Raw genomic sequence first — 15,924 nt, forward strand, 5'->3', positions numbered from 1 at the left:
TGCAGCGCACACAAAAGACTTGCCGGGCTGGAGTCTTTAAAATAGCCTGCATCCATGACCATGGATGCTTTCCAAGCTATCGCAGATCCGAACCGGCGTTTTCTTCTGGAAGAACTGCGCCGACAGCCACGCACGGTCAATGAACTGGCGAAGGGCCTGCCGATCAGCAGGCCCGCGGTCTCCCAGCATCTCAAGGCGCTTCTCGAAAGCAAATTGGTGACCGTCACCAACCAGGGCACACGCCGGATCTACAAGGTGAGAACCGACGGATTCCTGCACCTCAACCTCTGGGTCGACCAGTTCTGGTCCTGATCCGGACGCTTTGCTGCAGAACCAAACAGACCGACTGCGTCAAACAAGCGCAAGGCTAAATCCGGAAATGAAAAGGCGCGGGAAAGACCCGCGCCCTCTGTCATCCTCGTGTCATGCAAATCTGGTCAGTGTTGGGTGTCGGCTCGCAGGCGGTTGATCTCATCCTTGAGCCGAAGCTTGCGTCGTTTGATATCCACAATCATCTCGTCGTGCACGGATGGCTGTGATTGCACCGTACGGAGTTCGGCCTCCAGTTCGCCATGCTTTTTTTCAAGTGTGGCAAGGTGAGCATCAATCGACATAAGCGACTCCTTCGTTGGACTGCGCCGGCGCCGGAACACCGGTGCAAATCGTTTGTTGACACCAAGGAGTGTGCCACGGCTTTTTCCATTTGTCGAAGATGATTTCTTGAAGGTGGATAACTTCCCGTTACACCTGTTTTTGTGATACGAGCGCCGCCATGACACCAAGTTCGGGCAAGGCGCCGACGGGGTGGGTTAAACGGGGAAACTGCATGTCCGATCAGGAACAAGCGGAGCTTCGCATGCTGGTGGCGCGGTTGCGCCATGAGCACGAAGACTTCGACGTCGCCATCAATGCAATGATTCAGACTGGCTGCGATCAGTTGCGTATACAGCGAATGAAGAAGAAGAAGCTCGCGATCAAGGACCGGATCACCGAGATCGAAGACCAGATCATACCGGACATAATAGCCTGACCGGGGAGCGTGCCATGAGCCAAGCCGAATCACCGAAGGTCGCCGTGATCATGGGAAGCCAGTCCGACTGGCCGACCATGAAACATGCCGCCGAGACGCTGGCGGAGCTGGGGATACCCCATCGGCCGCTGATCATTTCCGCTCACCGCACGCCGGACCGCCTGGTTTCGTTTTCCAAGAATGCCCGCGCTGAAGGCTACAAGGTGATTATCGCCGGCGCCGGCGGTGCAGCTCACCTGCCCGGCATGACGGCGGCATTCACGCCACTGCCGGTATTCGGCGTTCCGGTGGAATCCAAGGCGCTGTCCGGCCAGGACAGCCTGTTGTCGATCGTCCAGATGCCGGCCGGCATCCCGGTTGGAACACTCGCCATCGGCAAGGCCGGTGCTGTCAACGCAGCCCTGCTCGCTGCAAGCGTTCTGGCGCTCACCGACGACGCGCTGGCCCGGCGGCTCGACGACTGGCGCCAGGCACGGACGGACGCCGTCGCTGACCATCCGGTGGATCAGCCATGAGCGTCGAGGCACTGGCGCCAGGCGCGGTCATCGGCATCATTGGCGGCGGCCAGCTCGGCCGCATGCTGGCCATGGCCGCAGCGCGGCTGGGCTACCAGACCATCGTTCTCGAGCCCGACAGCAATGCGCCGGCTGCGCAGGTCGCCAACACCCAGATCGTCGCCGCCTATGATGACCCGGCCGCGCTGCAGGAATTGGCGGATCTGTGCGACGTCGTCACCTATGAATTCGAGAATGTCCCGGTCAAGGCCGTTCAATGGCTCGAAGACCGCGTGCCGGTCAGGCCGGGGTCGAAGGCGCTCGAAGTCGCCCAGGACCGGCTGCTCGAAAAGGCCATGGCACGGGAGCTCGGCGCAGAGACAGCACTGTTTGCGGCGATCTCGCAGCGCAGCGATCTTGATGAGGCCATGGAACTCACGGGACTTCCGGCGGTGTTGAAGACCACGCGCCTGGGCTACGACGGCAAGGGGCAGGCAAAACTTCTGCGTCCCGAGGACGCCAACACGGCCTTCGAGGCCATGCTCGGCCAGATGGCCATCCTTGAATCCTTCGTTCACTTCGACTGCGAGGTTTCCGTTGTCGCCGCCCGCGGCCTGTCCGGCGAAGTCCGGGCCTATGACGTGGCCGAGAACGAACACCGCAATCACATCCTGCATACATCGACCGTACCCTCCAGCCTTGGCCCGGAGGCGCAGTCCGAAGCTCTGAGGATTGCCACCGCAATTGCCGGGCATCTGGACTATGTCGGGGTTTTTGCCGTTGAATTCTTCGCCGTCCGCCAGGATGGCGATCACCGGCTGCTGGTCAACGAAATCGCGCCACGCGTTCACAATTCCGGTCACTGGACCGAAGCCGCCTGCGCCATATCGCAGTTCGAGCAGCATATTCGCGCCATAGCAGGACTGCCGCTTGGCGACACGCGACGCCATTCCGATTGCGTGATGGAGAATCTCATCGGCGACGACATCAACAACGTCGTTGAATTGGCGGGAGAATCCGACGCCGTGGTGCACCTCTATGGCAAGTCGGAAGCACGGCCCGGCCGCAAGATGGGGCATGTCACCCGGATCAGCCCGCGCACGGAGCCTTTCTGAACAGGTTCTTGGCGGGAAAAAGCGGCCCCGCGGTTGACAGGAAATGCCCAAGCGGGTACATGCCCTGCCAACCGATGAGCGCGTCCTTGACTGGCGCGCTTTTGATTGAATAGGCGGCTTCGTCGCCCGGATAACTCGCGGATCAGAACAATGAAGATCAAGAATTCGCTTAAGGCGCTCAAAGCTCGTCACCGTGACAACCGCCTGGTTCGTCGCAAAGGCCGGGTCTACATCATCAACAAGATGAACCCGCGCTTCAAGGCTCGCCAGGGCTGAAGCCGAGGGCCTGTATGGCCCTCACCAAAATTTGCAATTGATATTTGGCGCAGACGGACTAGCTTTCCGTCATGCGCCATTTTTCGTATTCCAGAATTGTTCCCGTTTTCGTCACAGCCATCCTTTGCGGCAGCATTCAGGACATGCCGGCTCGCGCCGAAACATCAGCTCCAGCCACGGCGTCCGTTCAGCCAGTCAGCACGCTGGACACACTGTTTGCGGAACTCAAGCGCGAGCGGGATGAAAAGCAGGCGAAACGGGATAAGCGAACGCATCTGGGCCAAGTGGCGCGATTCGGGCAGCGCCACGGCCAATCTGCTGATGCAGTGGGCCGACAAGGCGATGGCTGACAACAAGAATGGCCTGGCTCTCGATCTGCTGGACCAGGTTGTGGTGCTGATGCCGGATTACCCCGAGGGATGGAATCGCAGGGCCACGCTGAACTACACGCTGGGCAAACACGATAAATCCATGTCCGACATCAGCCGCGTTCTGGCCCTCGAGCCCCGCCATTTCGGCGCCATCGCCGGCATGGCCGCCATACTGGCAGCCTCGGGCAACGACGAGCTCGAGCTCAAGGCCTGGGAACAGATGCTGGAAATCTACCCCGCCAATCGGCAGGCCCAGACGCGGCTTGGAGAATTGGCGGACAAGCTCGCCGGCAGCAGGATCTGAAACTTTCCCCGGGCAATTCCCGTAGGAAGCTGAAACGCCCTGATCCCCCACCAATCGGCAATGATCCCTCATGCTCGCACGAAGACCGGTCCGGACCATCATGATAATCCTGATAAGTAGCATTCTGCTGTTGTTGGCCGGTCTCGCGGTATGGACCAGACTGAAGGCGCGTGAAATCGAGGCCCGACATCCGCCGACAGGCGAGATGATCGATGTCGGTGGCTACAGGCTTCATGCCGTGCATGTGCCGCGTCCGGAGGGCGCCGACCTTCCGCCGCTGGTTTTCATCCATGGCGCCAGCGGCAATCTGCTCGATCAGGAAGTCCCGTTTCGACCCAAACTCGAGGGGCGGGCCGAAATGCTGTTCATCGACCGGCCCGGCCATGGCTGGTCCGAACGCGGGGACGCGGCCAACAATACGCCCGACGGGCAAGCCGCAGCCATCGCCCGCGCCATGCAGGCCAAGGGCATATCCAGCGCCATCATCATCGGCCATTCCTTCGGCGGCGCGATCGCGGCAAGTTTTGCGCTCGCTCATCCTCAGATGACGGAAGGCCTGGTCTTCCTTGCGCCTGCCACCCACTCATGGCCCGGCGGCATTGCCTGGTACTACGGCCTGACCCGCACGCCGCTGATCGGCCCGCTGTTTGCCAACACGCTGGCGCTTCCAGCCGGCCTGACCCGCCTGGAAAGCGGATCGGCCTGCGTCTTCGCGCCCAATCCGAAGCCGGTCGACTATGTCGACAAGACCGCCCCGGCTCTGGTGTTAAGACCGCAGGCCTTCCGCAACAACGCCATCGATGTCGCCAACCTCAAGCCCTATGTGACCCGGGTCGCGCCGCGGTACACGGAGATCAAGAGCCCGACCGTGATTGTCACCGGCGACAGCGATTCGGTCGTTCTGGCTCACATCCACTCGGAGGGGCTGGCCCGCGACATCGACGGCGCAGAACTCGTCTGGATCCGCAATCTCGGCCACAAGCCGGATCACGTGACAACGGATCTCGCTGTCCGTGCCATCGAGAAAGTGGCCGGGATCGATGTCGATCTGAAGGTCGCCGCGGCGACGGCCGAGGCCTCGTTGGCCACAGACAACGCCGTCTGCCCTGGCTAGTACCGAGCTGCCGTCATCCAATCGAAAACGGGGACTTCCCGACGGAAACTCAGATCCCGGTCATCCCGTCGGATCCGATATAGGCGATCCGCAGCATGTTGGTTGAGCCGGGAGTTCCGAGCGGGACGCCGGCGGAAATGATGATGCGGTCGCCTGGCTTGCCGAACCCCTCACGGAAGGCAATCCGGCAGGCGCGGTCGACCATGTCATCGAGATCGGTGGCATCCTGGGTGACCACGCAATGCAGCCCCCAGACGACCGAAAGCCGCCGCGCCGTATGGAAGACCGGCGACAGGGCGATGATCGGCACCTGCGGCCGTTCCCGCGCGGCGCGCAGGCCGGTGTTGCCCGATGATGTGTAGCAGACGATTGCGGACAGGTTGAGCGTTTCGGCAATCTGCCGGGCAGCGAGCGAAATCGCATCCGCACCGGTCGCATCCGGTTGCGGACGCTGGGAATAGATGATGCCGGGATAGTTCGGATCGCGCTCCACCTTGCGGGCGATCGAGGCCATCATCTCGACGGCTTCGACGGGATAATCGCCGGCAGCGGATTCCGCCGACAGCATCACCGCGTCCGCACCTTCGAACACCGCCGTGGCGACGTCGGACACCTCGGCCCGGGTCGGGACGGGCGCCGAGATCATCGATTCCAGCATCTGCGTGGCAACCACGACCGGCTTGCCGGCCCTGCGGCAGGCGCGGGTCAGCTGCTTCTGGATGCCGGGAACCGACTCGATCGGCATTTCCACCCCGAGGTCGCCGCGCGCAACCATCAACGCATCCGACAATTCGATGATCTCGTCGATGCATTCAAGCGCTTGCGGCTTCTCGATCTTCGACATCAGGCCGACGCGGCCGCGCGCGATCTTGCGGACTTCGGCAAGATCCTCCGGCCGCTGAATGAACGACAAGGCCACCCAGTCGACATCGCCGACGGCCAGGATCGCATCGAGATCGCTGCGGTCCTTCTCGGTCAGCGCCCCGACGCCGAGTGTGGTGTCGGGCAGGCTGACGCCTTTCCGATCGGAGATCTTGGTCCCGCTGACGACAGTGCAGACAATCGATGTCTTGTTGGATTCGACAGCCAGTAACTGCAGCCGGCCATCGTCGATCAGCAAGCGGTGACCTGGCTGCACGGCCTCAAGGATCTCGGGGTGCGGCAGAAAAACCCGCGTCGCGTCGCCAGGGAGATCCTTATTGTCGAGGGTGAACGTCTGCCCTGCCTTGAGCGTCACCGATCCGTCCGCGAACTTGCCCACCCGCAGTTTTGGTCCCTGCAGATCGGCAAGGATGCCGATCGGCCGGCCGCAGGTCTTCTCCACCGCGCGAATACGGCCTACCAGCGTACGCATCAGCTCATGGCTCGAATGGCTCATGTTGATGCGGAACAGATCAGCGCCGGCTTCGTGCAGCTTCTGGATCATTGCCTCTTCCGATGAGGCAGGACCTAGGGTCGCGAGTATTTTTACATTGCGTAGCCGCTTCATCAATTCTGGCTTTCTGGCGCTTCCGGGGCATCCGATAGCTGGACCATCCAGCTGCCCTGTCTCCCGGTATCGTATTCCTTGAATCCCACGCGCTGGAAACCACGGGCGAAACAGTCCTCGACGCCGACAATGCGAAATTCATTGTCGGCGACACACATGTTGATGTCACCGGCCCAACGGCCACCGCCGCCGGCGTCCTCTGCGTAGAGGTAATAATAACGAGATCCCAGCTGTCCCTCGATCAGGGTGGCGCAGGAATTGGCGGGGATCTGCCACCAGCCCTCCGTCACCCAGCCTTCCTCTGTGCGGTATCCGATAGCGCCGCCGACAAGCGACTGCGTTCCATTGCAGACCCGAAAGTCAGCCCTCGCCTCCTGGGCCGAGGCAAGCATCATCGCTCCGGCAGTCAGAGGTATGAGCGCAGCGAATCTGACGATGGGGAGATAGGCTTTTGGCAACTTGCGAAACAACAATTTCGGTCAGTCTCCGCTCTCGATTTGTGCTTTGCTTTTTGCGCCGGGGGGCCATGAAAGTCAACGAAAGACGCTAGACTAAAGGCAAGCTTCGTTCACATCATGCACCTGTAAATGTTTATGGCAGATGAAGTACCACTCCGGACGGTTGCCCACAGAGCACGGCTGTGCAATTGATCCGGTCAACCGCACTTCCTTCAAACTTGGCCCCAGTACCCGTCATGTCAGGCTTTCAGCCTTTTGAGATCATTCCCGGCGATCCGAACCATTCCCTGGTGATTCTCGCCGATCATGCGATGAACCGACTTCCTGCCGAATATGGCGATCTCGGCCTGCCTGCGCAGGCATTCACGCGCCATATCGCCTATGATATCGGCGTCGAGGATGTGACCCGCGGACTCGCAGCCCGGCTGGGGGTTCCCGCGGTTCTCGGCTGTTTTTCACGCTTGCTGATCGATCCCAACCGGGGCGAGGACGACCCGACCCTGATCATGAAACTCTCGGACGGGATGGTCATCCCGGCCAATCACCCGCTCACCGCCGAAGAGCGGGAACGCCGCCTCAACCTGTTTCACCGGCCCTATCATGACGCCGTCTCCACGGTTATTACCGAAACTTGGCGCAAGGCCGGCACGGCGCCGCTGATCATCTCGATTCACTCCTTCACCCCTGCCTGGAAAGGCGTGCCACGGCCCTGGCATGCCGGCATTCTATGGGATACCGATCCGCGGGCGGCGCACGCCCTGATCAATGCCCTGGGGACGGACCCCGCTCTGGTCGTCGGCGACAATGAACCTTATGACGGGGCGCTCAGGGGCGACACCATGCACAGGCACTGTTCGATGACCGGGCTGCCGCATGCGCTTCTCGAGATTCGCCAGGACCTGATCGGCGACGCTTCCGGCGTTGATTCCTGGGTCGAACGGCTTGCGCCGATCCTTATGGACCTGACCGGGCTGCCGGAATTGCACCAGGTCGAGCTGCATGGGTCGCGCGTGGCTTAGCGACCGGTGAAAATCGGGATTATTCCCGGGGTATGGCTCAAACGCCCTTGACCCCAGGCCCCTGTTTGGGCACTTGAAGCCTTACGCATTTTACCCCTCATTGTCCTAACAGGAGAGACCTCATGTCCGATGCCGGCGCCGTCGCCCGCGACCAGCTCCGTTCCATTGTCGAACGCATTGAACGGTTGGAAGAAGAGAAGAAAACCATCGCCGACGACATCAAGGATGTCTACGGCGAGGCAAAGGCAAACGGCTACGACACCAAGGTGCTTCGCAAGGTCGTCGCCATCCGCAAGCAGGACCAGAACGACCGTCTCGAGCAGGAGGCGATCCTTGATACCTACCTGCACGCGCTGGGCATGGCGCCCGAGCCCGAAGACGCAATCTGACCCGAAGCCGCCCGCGCTCACAGGGTTTCCTGTGGGTATGCAGGCCTTTGGACAGTTCCAGACTCACAACGCCGCGTGTTTGATCGAACACGCGGCGTTGTCGTTTTATATCAGCAAGGTCCTGAAGTCGGCCGAAGTCTGCTTGCACCCGGCGCCGGCTTTTCGCGCAATCGCCCTATCGCGCGCAATCAGCGATCAACCGCCGTGCCGGAATTGTCCGTCGGCGTCAGTTGTCGAATCGCGCGACGGTGATGAAATTGACGGCCGAGCCGGTGAACTGATTGTGCGGCAGCTCCCCGCCGCCGGGCGCAAACCCGTTTGCATAGACAACCGTCGGAGCAGCCCGAAGCTGGGCGCCAACGAACTTGCGCGGCTTGCCGGGCGGCGTCGCCATCTTCTTGACGCGGTCCTGGGCCAGCGCCCATTTCGAGATGATGGTGTCCGTCAGCTTGGGTTCGGTCCGGATCGACGTGCGCTGCGGTTGCTCTGCCGCCGCCACGGCCGTCGGCCGGTCACCCTTGCGGGATGCGGCGACGCTTGCCGACAGGCTGGCAACCCGCGCGCCCCGTTGCACGGGGGCCAGCGATGCCATTTCGACTTCGCGCGGTGCAGTCGCAACCCGGTCGGCTGCGCGATCTCCCGGCCGGCGTATCGGCAACGGGATGAAATCCGCGGCGGATGGCAGGCGTGTATCCGCTTCAGCAGGGATCGGTGCAGCCTCGGCCGCCCGGTCGACCAGTGCCGCGGCAATCTCCTGGTCTTGTACGGGCTGTTCCGACGTATCGATCTGCATCCGCGCCTTTATCAGGCTGGGGACCGGAAGTGCTGCCAATTCGACGGCCGCGACATCGGCAGAAGCTTCTGGGGCAGCAGGTTCCGGCGCGACGGCCCGTTCAGCCAGCAATTGCGGGATCGGTGCGCGAATGCTCGCCAGATCGATCTGTTGAGATTCCTCTGGCACGACATCGGCATTTGCGGCTGCAGCGAATGCATTGATTTCGCTTTGTGCCGGCAAGACCGGCGCAGGTGGAGCAAGCGCTGCCACCACTACCGGCTGCGGCTGTTCGATCACCGGGCGCGCCACCGGGATGGGTGGCTGTGCCGGCAAGGCCAAGGCCGTCTCAACTGCTGCGGGCGCCACTTCCGCCGGTGTATCCAGAACGCCCGGCAGCGCTGCGATTTGTGTCTGCGGTGGTGCGGGCACCGGTTTTGGCGCCGCCGCAATTGCTTCCGGCTCCTCATCCTCGTCGCCGCCGCCGAACAGGGCCGCCAGCAATCCGCCCGAGCGCTTGGTATTCTTGTCGGAAGCGACATTACCGCCGCTGGAAGAGGCGATCGCTCCGCCACGCCGCTTGTATTCCGCCAGCGCGGTTTGATAGCCAGGGAGCGGCTTGCCATCCGGCGGCAAATGGAGGGTCTTGCCGTCCGGGAACAGGCTGACCAGTTCCTGCCGGCTCATCCGCGGCCAGGCACGCACGCCGGCAACATCGAGATGCACGAAGGGCGATCCGGATTTCGGATAATAGCCGACCCCGCCGCCCTGCATTTTCATGGCCGTGGCGCGAAGCTTGCTCAGCTTCACGCCGGGAATGTAGAAATCCATTGCCTTGCCGAGCATGTGCTGGCTTTTCTTGGCCTGCCCGCCGCGGGTCCGCCGCAGCATCTCATTGGTCGCCGGCGACCGGTAGGCGGAAACGACATTGATGTAGTCCCGCGCACCGACCTGCCTGTAGACTTCCCAGACCAGGTCGAACAGGCGAGGATCCATGTTGGTCGGTTCATTGCGCCGCCAGTCCCTGAGGAAACGGTTGAGCTTGTTCAGGCCGGCCTTGTCGTATTGGCCATTGCGCTTGAAAACAATCTCGGCCTTTTCCTTGGTATGCAGGTAATAGAGCTTGAGAGACCGTGTTTCCGCAGACGCTTCCGGCATCGCCGCGAACCCGGCTGAAACCGCGATGATCGCCAGCAGAACCACCCGGGCCACGGCAATACGCATCATGTGCCAGATTTGCACACCGGTGCAACACGTGGCCTGTGTCAGGACTGAAACTGTGTTCAATGTCGCCAATGCTGTCCCCGGGCGCCGGAAAACCGTTACAGATCACCATTTGGTGATCAAATGCGGTGACACAATGGCAATCGCTGCCAAGCATCGCTGCAGGGACACTTATAGTGAATGATCACTTAACAGGGAATGAAGCAGATCAAACCGGCAACAGTAATTTCACCATGGGACGAAAATACTGTTTCACGCTGCCTCCCGGTCGGGATCATCCGGATTGATCGCGTAGTCCTTCAGTTTCCGGTACAGGGTCGAGCGGCCGATCCCGAGCCTGCGGGCGACTTCGCTCATCTGGCCGCGATAGAAGGACAAGGCGAAGCGGATCAGTTCCTCCTCAACCTCGGCAAGCCGGCGGACTTCGCCTTCGGGCGTCACGGCATTGACCGCGGGCATGCCGCTGTCGGCGGGAATGAGCGGCTCGCTGATCTCGGGATAGGCAACCGGGTCCTTGACTGAAACGGCTGGCTGCGGCGTCAGATCGAGCGCCTCCGGCACGTCCCCCGAACCGGCCGGAGCTTCCCTGTCAGAGCCGGTGGGCTCAAGACTGTAGCCGGGTATCTGCGCGGCGATCTGCGGGAACAGGTCGATGGTCAGCGTGTCGCCGTCGCAAAGCACGATGGCCCTGTGAATCGCATTCTCCAGCTCGCGGATGTTTCCCGGCCAGTCATGGGCGGTCAGCAGTGCCATCGCATCGGGCGCGATGCTGCGAATGCGTCGCCCGCCGATGACACCGGCATATCGCTCGGTGAAGTGGCGCACCAGTTGCGGAATGTCTTCCTTGCGCTTGCGCAAGGCCGGAACGTGGATCGGGAACACATTGAGCCTGTAGTACAGATCCTCGCGGAACCGGCCGGCCTTGACCTCCTCGATCAGGTCCTTGTTGGTGGCGGAAATCAGCCGGATATCCACCTTCCTGGGCATCCGTGAGCCCACGGTTTCGATCTCGCCCATCTGCACGGCGCGCAACAGCTTGACCTGGACGTCAAGCGGCAGCTCGCCGACTTCGTCCAGGAACAGCGTCCCGCCGTCGGCCTCGACAAACTTGCCGGCATGCCGTTCCGTGGCGCCGGTGAAGGCCCCCTTTTCATGGCCGAACAGAATGCTCTCGACCAGATTCTCGGGAATAGCCCCGCAATTGACCGTGACAAACGGCTTGTTGCGCCGTCCGCTTTCGGACTGGACGGCGTGGGCGATCATTTCCTTGCCAACGCCGGACTCACCTTCGAGCACAACCGGAATGGTCGATGCCGCGGCGCGGCGGCCGAGCGAAATCACCCGTTCCATGGCAGGGCTGGCCGCCACGATGCCATTGAAGCCGGTGTGCCGCACCGAAGGCATCGGCACCGAATTGATGCGCGAGGCCTTGAGCGCGTTGCCCAGCGCCAGCGCCAGGCGCTCCGGCGACACAGGCTTGACGACGAAATCGAAAGCACCGGCGCGCATTGCCTTGACCACGGTCTCGATGCCGCCCTGCCCGGTCTGCACGATGACCGGCGTTGTGCTGCCCGCGGCGGAAAGCCGTTCGAGCACTTCCAGTCCGCCCATTTCCGGCATCATGAGATCGAGCACGACAGCATCAAAACCGTGTTCCGGTTCGATCAAGCGCGCAAGCGCCGACCGCCCCTCGGTCAACAGCTCGACATCGTAGCCGGCTTTTTCCGCAGCCGCCTTGAGCAGTCGGCGTTGAACCGGGTCGTCATCAACAATCAAAATTCGTTTGGACACGGATCTTGTTTCCTCGTTCCCGGTGGCATCATGAAGGGTTCTGACCATTGCCCGAGAGTGACAGCAAAGGCTGAAAATCGGATTTCGAGAAATGTTTGCATTTTAATCGTCGCTGCCGGTAAAACCGGGCGTCACCCGGCCGTCCCCTTTGAGTCCCGGTTCTGAAGATGAAAGTGAGTGCCCTGATGCCGAAGTCGATTCTGGACCATACGCCAGTCCGTGCGCCCGCAACGGCCCGGGGAAGCGAAGCCGCTCTCGGGAATCTGCCGGGCTGGAATCTCGGCGATCTCTATTCAGGTCCGGAGGCGCCCGAGTTCAAGGCAGATCTCGCCGCCGCGCGAACCGGCGCGGAAAGCTTCGAAACGCGCTGGAAGGGCAGGATCGCCGAAGCCGCCGGCAACACCGGCGATGAGGGCCTAGGCGCGGCAATCGAAGCCTACGAAAAGCTCGAGGAGTTGCTGGGCCGGATCATCTCATATGCAGGTCTTGCCTACTTCACCAACACCTCCGACCCGGCGATCGCCAAGTTCTATGGCGACGTGCAGAGCGCGATGACCGACATCAGCGCCCATCTTCTGTTCTTCGCGCTCGAACTCAACCGGATCGACGACGCCCTGATCGAGGAAAGTCTGAACCGGGATCCTCGCGCCGCCCGCTACACCCCCTGGATCCATGACCTCAGGCTGGATCGGCCCTACCAGCTCGAAGACAGGATCGAGCAGCTATTCCATGAAAAGTCGATGACCGGGCATGCCGCCTGGAACCGGCTGTTCGATGAAACCATGAGCAGCCTCGAATTCACCATCGATGATGAACCGCTGCCGCTCGAGGTCACCCTGTCGCTGTTGCAGGATGCCGATGGCGCAAAGCGCAAGAAAGCCGGCCTGGCGCTGGCCGCAACCTTCAAGGAAAACCTGCGCACCTTCACCCTGATCACCAACACGCTCGCCAAGGACAAGGAAATCTCCGACCGCTGGCGAGGCTTCGAAGACATCGCCGACAGCCGTCACCTGGCCAACCGGGTGGAGCGGCCAGTCGTTGACGCCCTCGCCCAGGCTGTCCGCGAAGCCAGCCCGCGGCTGTCGCATCGCTATTACGCCATGAAAGCCCGCTGGCTTGGACTGGAAAAGCTGGAATTCTGGGACCGCAATGCGCCCCTGCCGGAAACGCCGCGCGAAACCATCGCATGGGACGAGGCAAAGAACACGGTCCTGTCGGCCTATCACGGCTTTGCCCCCGAAATGGCCGACATCGCCCGCCGCTTCTTTGATCGCAGCTGGATCGACGCCCCGAGCCGTCCGGGCAAGATGTCGGGGGCATTCGCCCACCCGACCGTGCCTTCCGTTCACCCCTATGTGCTGGTCAATTACCTGGGCAAGCCCCGCGACGTGATGACGCTGGCGCATGAGCTTGGCCATGGGGTTCATCAGGTTCTGGCGGGCGCCCAGGGCGCGCTGATGTCGTCAACGCCGCTCACCCTTGCCGAGACCGCCTCGGTGTTTGGCGAAATGCTGACCTTCCGCGCCCTGCTCGAACGCACGACCGACCGCCGCGAACGCAAGGCCATGCTCGCCCAGAAGGTCGAGGACATGATCAACACCGTGGTCCGCCAGATCGCGTTCTACGAATTCGAAAGACGGGTGCACACCGCGCGCCGCGAAGGAGAGCTGACGTCGGAGCAACTTGGAAAACTCTGGCTGGACGTGCAGTCGGAAAGCCTCGGTCCGGCGGTCAACCTGTCGGAAGGATACGAGACCTTCTGGGCCTATATCCCGCATTTCATCCATTCGCCGTTCTATGTCTACGCCTACGCGTTCGGGGACTGTCTGGTGAACTCGCTCTACTCTGTCTACGAGAAAACCCCGGACGGGTTCCGCGAGCGCTATTTCGACATGCTCAAGGCCGGCGGCACCAAGCATCACACGGAACTTCTCGCGCCGTTCGGACTTGATGCATCGGATCCCGGTTTCTGGAACCAGGGTCTTTCGATGATAGAGGGATTGATCGACGAACTCGATGCCATGGACGGCTGACCCGTCTGATTTCGCTTTATTGTAACAGAGAAGTATGGTTTAGCCGCCGCAATCGCCGCAGACGGCTGCAGCGCCATTTTTTGGAGCGAATGACATGTCCCACGAGGATTATCCGGTTTACGGGGAAATCACCGGCCCGATCGTGATGATCGGTTTCGGCTCCATCGGCCGAGGCACCCTCCCGCTCATCGAACGTCACTTCAAGTTCGACAAGAGCAGGATGGTTGTGATCGACCCGCGCGACGATGCTGCCGACATGGAGATCCTCGCCCAGCACGGCATCCGGCACGTCAAGGCGCATGTGACCAAGGACAATTACAAGGAACTGCTCAAGCCGCTGCTCACTGAGGGCGGTGGCCAGGGCTTCTGCGTCAACCTCTCCGTCGACACCGGTTCGGTCGACCTGATGAAGCTGTGCCGCAAACTCGATGTTCTCTACATCGACACCGTGGTCGAGCCGTGGCTCGGCTTCTACTTCGACAAGAACATGAAGAATTCCGAGCGCACGAATTACGCCCTGCGCGAGACCATGCGCCACGAGAAGAAGAAGAACCCCGGCGGCACCACCGCCGTGTCCACCTGCGGCGCCAACCCCGGCATGGTGTCCTGGTTCGTCAAGCAAGCTCTGGTCAACCTCGCCAATAATCTCGGCATCAAGTTCGAGGAGCCCGACCAGCACGACCGTGAAGGCTGGGCCAAGCTGATGAAGAAGGTCGGCGTCAAGGGCGTCCACATCGCCGAGCGCGATACCCAGCTGACCAAGACGCCCAAGCCGCTCAACGTCTTCTGGAACACCTGGTCGGTGGAAGGCTTTATTTCCGAGGGGCTGCAGCCGGCCGAACTCGGCTGGGGCACCCATGAAAACTGGATGCCGAAAAACGCCAAGAAGCATAAGAAAGGCTGCAAGGCGGCGATCTATCTCGAGCAGCCCGGCGCCAACACGCGGGTTCGTACTTGGTGCCCGACTCCCGGCCCGCAATACGGCTTCCTCGTCACCCACAACGAGTCGATCTCGATTGCCGACTATTTCACTGTCAAGAACAAGGACGGCGACGTCACCTACCGCCCGACCTGCCACTATGCCTATCATCCGGCCAATGACGCCGTGCTGTCGCTGCACGAGATGTTTGGCAATGGCGGCAACGCCCAGCCGGTCCTGCACGTGCTCGACGAAAACGAGCTGGTCGAGGGTCTCGATGAGCTCGGCGTGCTGCTCTATGGTCACGACAAGAACGCCTACTGGTATGGCTCGCGCCTGTCGCTGGAGGAAACCCGCCGGCTCGCCCCCTATCAGAACGCCACCGGCATGCAGGTCACCTCGGCCGTGCTCGCCGGCATGGTCTGGGCGCTGGAAAACCCGCAGGCAGGCATCGTCGAGGCCGACGAGATCGACTACAAGCGCTGCCTCGAAGTGCAGACGCCCTATCTCGGGCCGGTCGAAGGTCACTACACCGACTGGACACCACTTGATGGCCGTCCGGGACTGTTCCCGGAAGACATCGACAAGAGCGATCCCTGGCAGTTCCGCAACGTCCTGGTCCACTAGACTCGAGATCGGCTTCGACCGCCGGCCGGGCCGCAAGGCCCGCCGGCAAGGTGCTGCCTTGCTTTCAACACGCCGGCGCTGCATTCTTTCATAGATGGAATCATATTGATGACGGCTCGAGGGGAACACCGGATCATGAACCTAAATCGCATCATCGTCATTGGCGCACTTGCCGGTTTGCTTGCCGCCTGTCAGTCGGCGACCTACTCGCCCCGTCCCGTGGAAGTGCAGCCGCAGGGGATCGATGGCCAGTGGACCGACCCCAACGGCATCATATCCAGCTTCTACAATGGCCGCTTCGAAACCCGCACCACCGACACCAACTCGTTGCTGGCGGAGGGGTCCTATCGCTACGTGTCGGATCAGATCGTCGAGATCGAGCTGACTTCGCTGCTGCGGCAGACCACCTCGCGGGTCAATTGCGCGCTTGCCACCCCGTCGCAGCTCAACTGCACCTCGTCCACGGGTGCCCAGTTCACCCTGGTACGCCGCATCTAAG

At 61.7% G+C, this 15,924-nt stretch carries 16 protein-coding genes and 1 pseudogene; 12 read left to right on the forward strand and 5 right to left on the reverse strand.

Features of this window, described 5'->3' with window-relative positions; all coding sequences use genetic code 11:
• Nucleotides 1-54: 54 nt before the first annotated feature.
• Nucleotides 55-312 carry an ArsR/SmtB family transcription factor gene (locus O4H62_RS16215; RefSeq protein WP_269389373.1) on the forward strand — a complete coding sequence of 86 codons (258 nt, stop codon included), beginning with the start codon at nucleotides 55-57 and terminating at the stop codon, nucleotides 310-312.
• 125 nt (nucleotides 313-437) lie between these two features.
• Here O4H62_RS16215 and O4H62_RS16220 read toward each other — a convergent pair whose 3' ends face one another.
• Entirely contained in the window at nucleotides 438-614 is a 177-nt protein-coding gene (locus O4H62_RS16220) for a YdcH family protein (RefSeq protein WP_269389374.1), read from the reverse strand.
• Between the two features lie 212 nt (nucleotides 615-826).
• Here O4H62_RS16220 and O4H62_RS16225 point away from each other — a divergent pair, with 212 nt between their 5' ends.
• The 6 genes and pseudogenes from O4H62_RS16225 (at nucleotide 827) to O4H62_RS16250 (ending at nucleotide 4,704) form a co-directional block, all read left to right on the forward strand.
• Nucleotides 827-1,030 (forward strand): YdcH family protein, encoded by a 204-nt coding sequence (locus O4H62_RS16225; RefSeq protein ID WP_269389376.1) that lies wholly within the window; start codon nucleotides 827-829, stop codon nucleotides 1,028-1,030.
• Between the two features lie 14 nt (nucleotides 1,031-1,044).
• Complete coding sequence (gene purE, locus O4H62_RS16230) at nucleotides 1,045-1,545, forward strand: 5-(carboxyamino)imidazole ribonucleotide mutase (protein ID WP_269389377.1); 501 nt, start codon at nucleotides 1,045-1,047, stop codon at nucleotides 1,543-1,545.
• Nucleotides 1,542-2,639 carry a 5-(carboxyamino)imidazole ribonucleotide synthase gene (locus O4H62_RS16235; RefSeq protein WP_269389379.1) on the forward strand — a complete coding sequence of 366 codons (1,098 nt, stop codon included), beginning with the start codon at nucleotides 1,542-1,544 and terminating at the stop codon, nucleotides 2,637-2,639. The genes purE and O4H62_RS16235 overlap by 4 nt, the downstream gene beginning before the upstream one ends.
• A 150-nt stretch (nucleotides 2,640-2,789) precedes the next feature.
• Nucleotides 2,790-2,915, forward strand: a complete 126-nt coding sequence (gene ykgO / locus O4H62_RS16240) for a type B 50S ribosomal protein L36 (protein WP_007607121.1) — start codon at nucleotides 2,790-2,792, stop codon at nucleotides 2,913-2,915.
• Nucleotides 2,916-2,986: 71 nt separating this feature from the next.
• Nucleotides 2,987-3,590, forward strand: a pseudogene (locus tag O4H62_RS16245) (tetratricopeptide repeat protein).
• Nucleotides 3,591-3,660: 70 nt separating this feature from the next.
• Complete coding sequence (locus tag O4H62_RS16250; protein WP_269389386.1) at nucleotides 3,661-4,704, forward strand: alpha/beta fold hydrolase; 1,044 nt, start codon at nucleotides 3,661-3,663, stop codon at nucleotides 4,702-4,704.
• 49 nt (nucleotides 4,705-4,753) lie between these two features.
• On the opposite strand, the gene pyk is transcribed toward O4H62_RS16250, so the two are convergent.
• On the reverse strand, nucleotides 4,754-6,193 hold the full coding sequence (gene pyk / locus O4H62_RS16255; protein WP_269389387.1) for a pyruvate kinase: 1,440 nt from the start codon (nucleotides 6,191-6,193) through the stop codon (nucleotides 4,754-4,756).
• Entirely contained in the window at nucleotides 6,193-6,588 is a 396-nt protein-coding gene (locus O4H62_RS16260; protein WP_269389388.1) for a DUF1036 domain-containing protein, read from the reverse strand. The genes pyk and O4H62_RS16260 overlap by 1 nt, the downstream gene beginning before the upstream one ends.
• A 299-nt stretch (nucleotides 6,589-6,887) precedes the next feature.
• Between O4H62_RS16260 and O4H62_RS16265 the strand changes: the two genes are divergently transcribed.
• The gene (locus O4H62_RS16265; RefSeq protein WP_269389389.1) at nucleotides 6,888-7,670 is read left to right on the forward strand and encodes an N-formylglutamate amidohydrolase; all 783 of its coding nucleotides are present in this window, start codon (nucleotides 6,888-6,890) and stop codon (nucleotides 7,668-7,670) included.
• Between the two features lie 122 nt (nucleotides 7,671-7,792).
• Nucleotides 7,793-8,059: a DUF2312 domain-containing protein gene (locus O4H62_RS16270; protein ID WP_269389391.1), complete on the forward strand. Its 267-nt coding sequence runs from the start codon at nucleotides 7,793-7,795 to the stop codon at nucleotides 8,057-8,059.
• 226 nt (nucleotides 8,060-8,285) lie between these two features.
• Here the strand turns inward: O4H62_RS16270 and O4H62_RS16275 are convergent, their stop codons facing one another.
• On the reverse strand, nucleotides 8,286-10,058 hold the full coding sequence (locus O4H62_RS16275) for a DUF882 domain-containing protein (protein ID WP_269389392.1): 1,773 nt from the start codon (nucleotides 10,056-10,058) through the stop codon (nucleotides 8,286-8,288).
• A 249-nt stretch (nucleotides 10,059-10,307) separates the two neighbouring features.
• A complete protein-coding gene (locus O4H62_RS16280) occupies nucleotides 10,308-11,846 on the reverse strand; it encodes a sigma-54-dependent transcriptional regulator (protein WP_269389394.1) in 1,539 nt (512 codons plus the stop codon).
• A 185-nt stretch (nucleotides 11,847-12,031) separates the two neighbouring features.
• On the opposite strand from O4H62_RS16280, the gene O4H62_RS16285 reads away from it, so the two are divergent.
• The 3 genes from O4H62_RS16285 to omp10 all read left to right on the forward strand — a co-directional run bounded on the left by O4H62_RS16285 (nucleotide 12,032) and on the right by omp10 (nucleotide 15,923).
• Nucleotides 12,032-13,879, forward strand: coding sequence for a M3 family oligoendopeptidase (locus O4H62_RS16285; protein WP_269389395.1), 1,848 nt, complete (start codon nucleotides 12,032-12,034; stop codon nucleotides 13,877-13,879).
• Nucleotides 13,880-13,973: 94 nt separating this feature from the next.
• On the forward strand, nucleotides 13,974-15,425 hold the full coding sequence (locus O4H62_RS16290) for a homospermidine synthase (protein ID WP_269389397.1): 1,452 nt from the start codon (nucleotides 13,974-13,976) through the stop codon (nucleotides 15,423-15,425).
• 135 nt (nucleotides 15,426-15,560) lie between these two features.
• A complete protein-coding gene (omp10, locus tag O4H62_RS16295; RefSeq protein WP_269389398.1) occupies nucleotides 15,561-15,923 on the forward strand; it encodes an outer membrane lipoprotein Omp10 in 363 nt (120 codons plus the stop codon).
• Nucleotide 15,924: the final 1 nt, after the last annotated feature.

It is taken from the genome of Parahoeflea alexandrii, assembly GCF_027214025.1.
Classification (GTDB): Bacteria; Pseudomonadota; Alphaproteobacteria; order Rhizobiales; family Rhizobiaceae; genus Hoeflea; species Hoeflea alexandrii_A.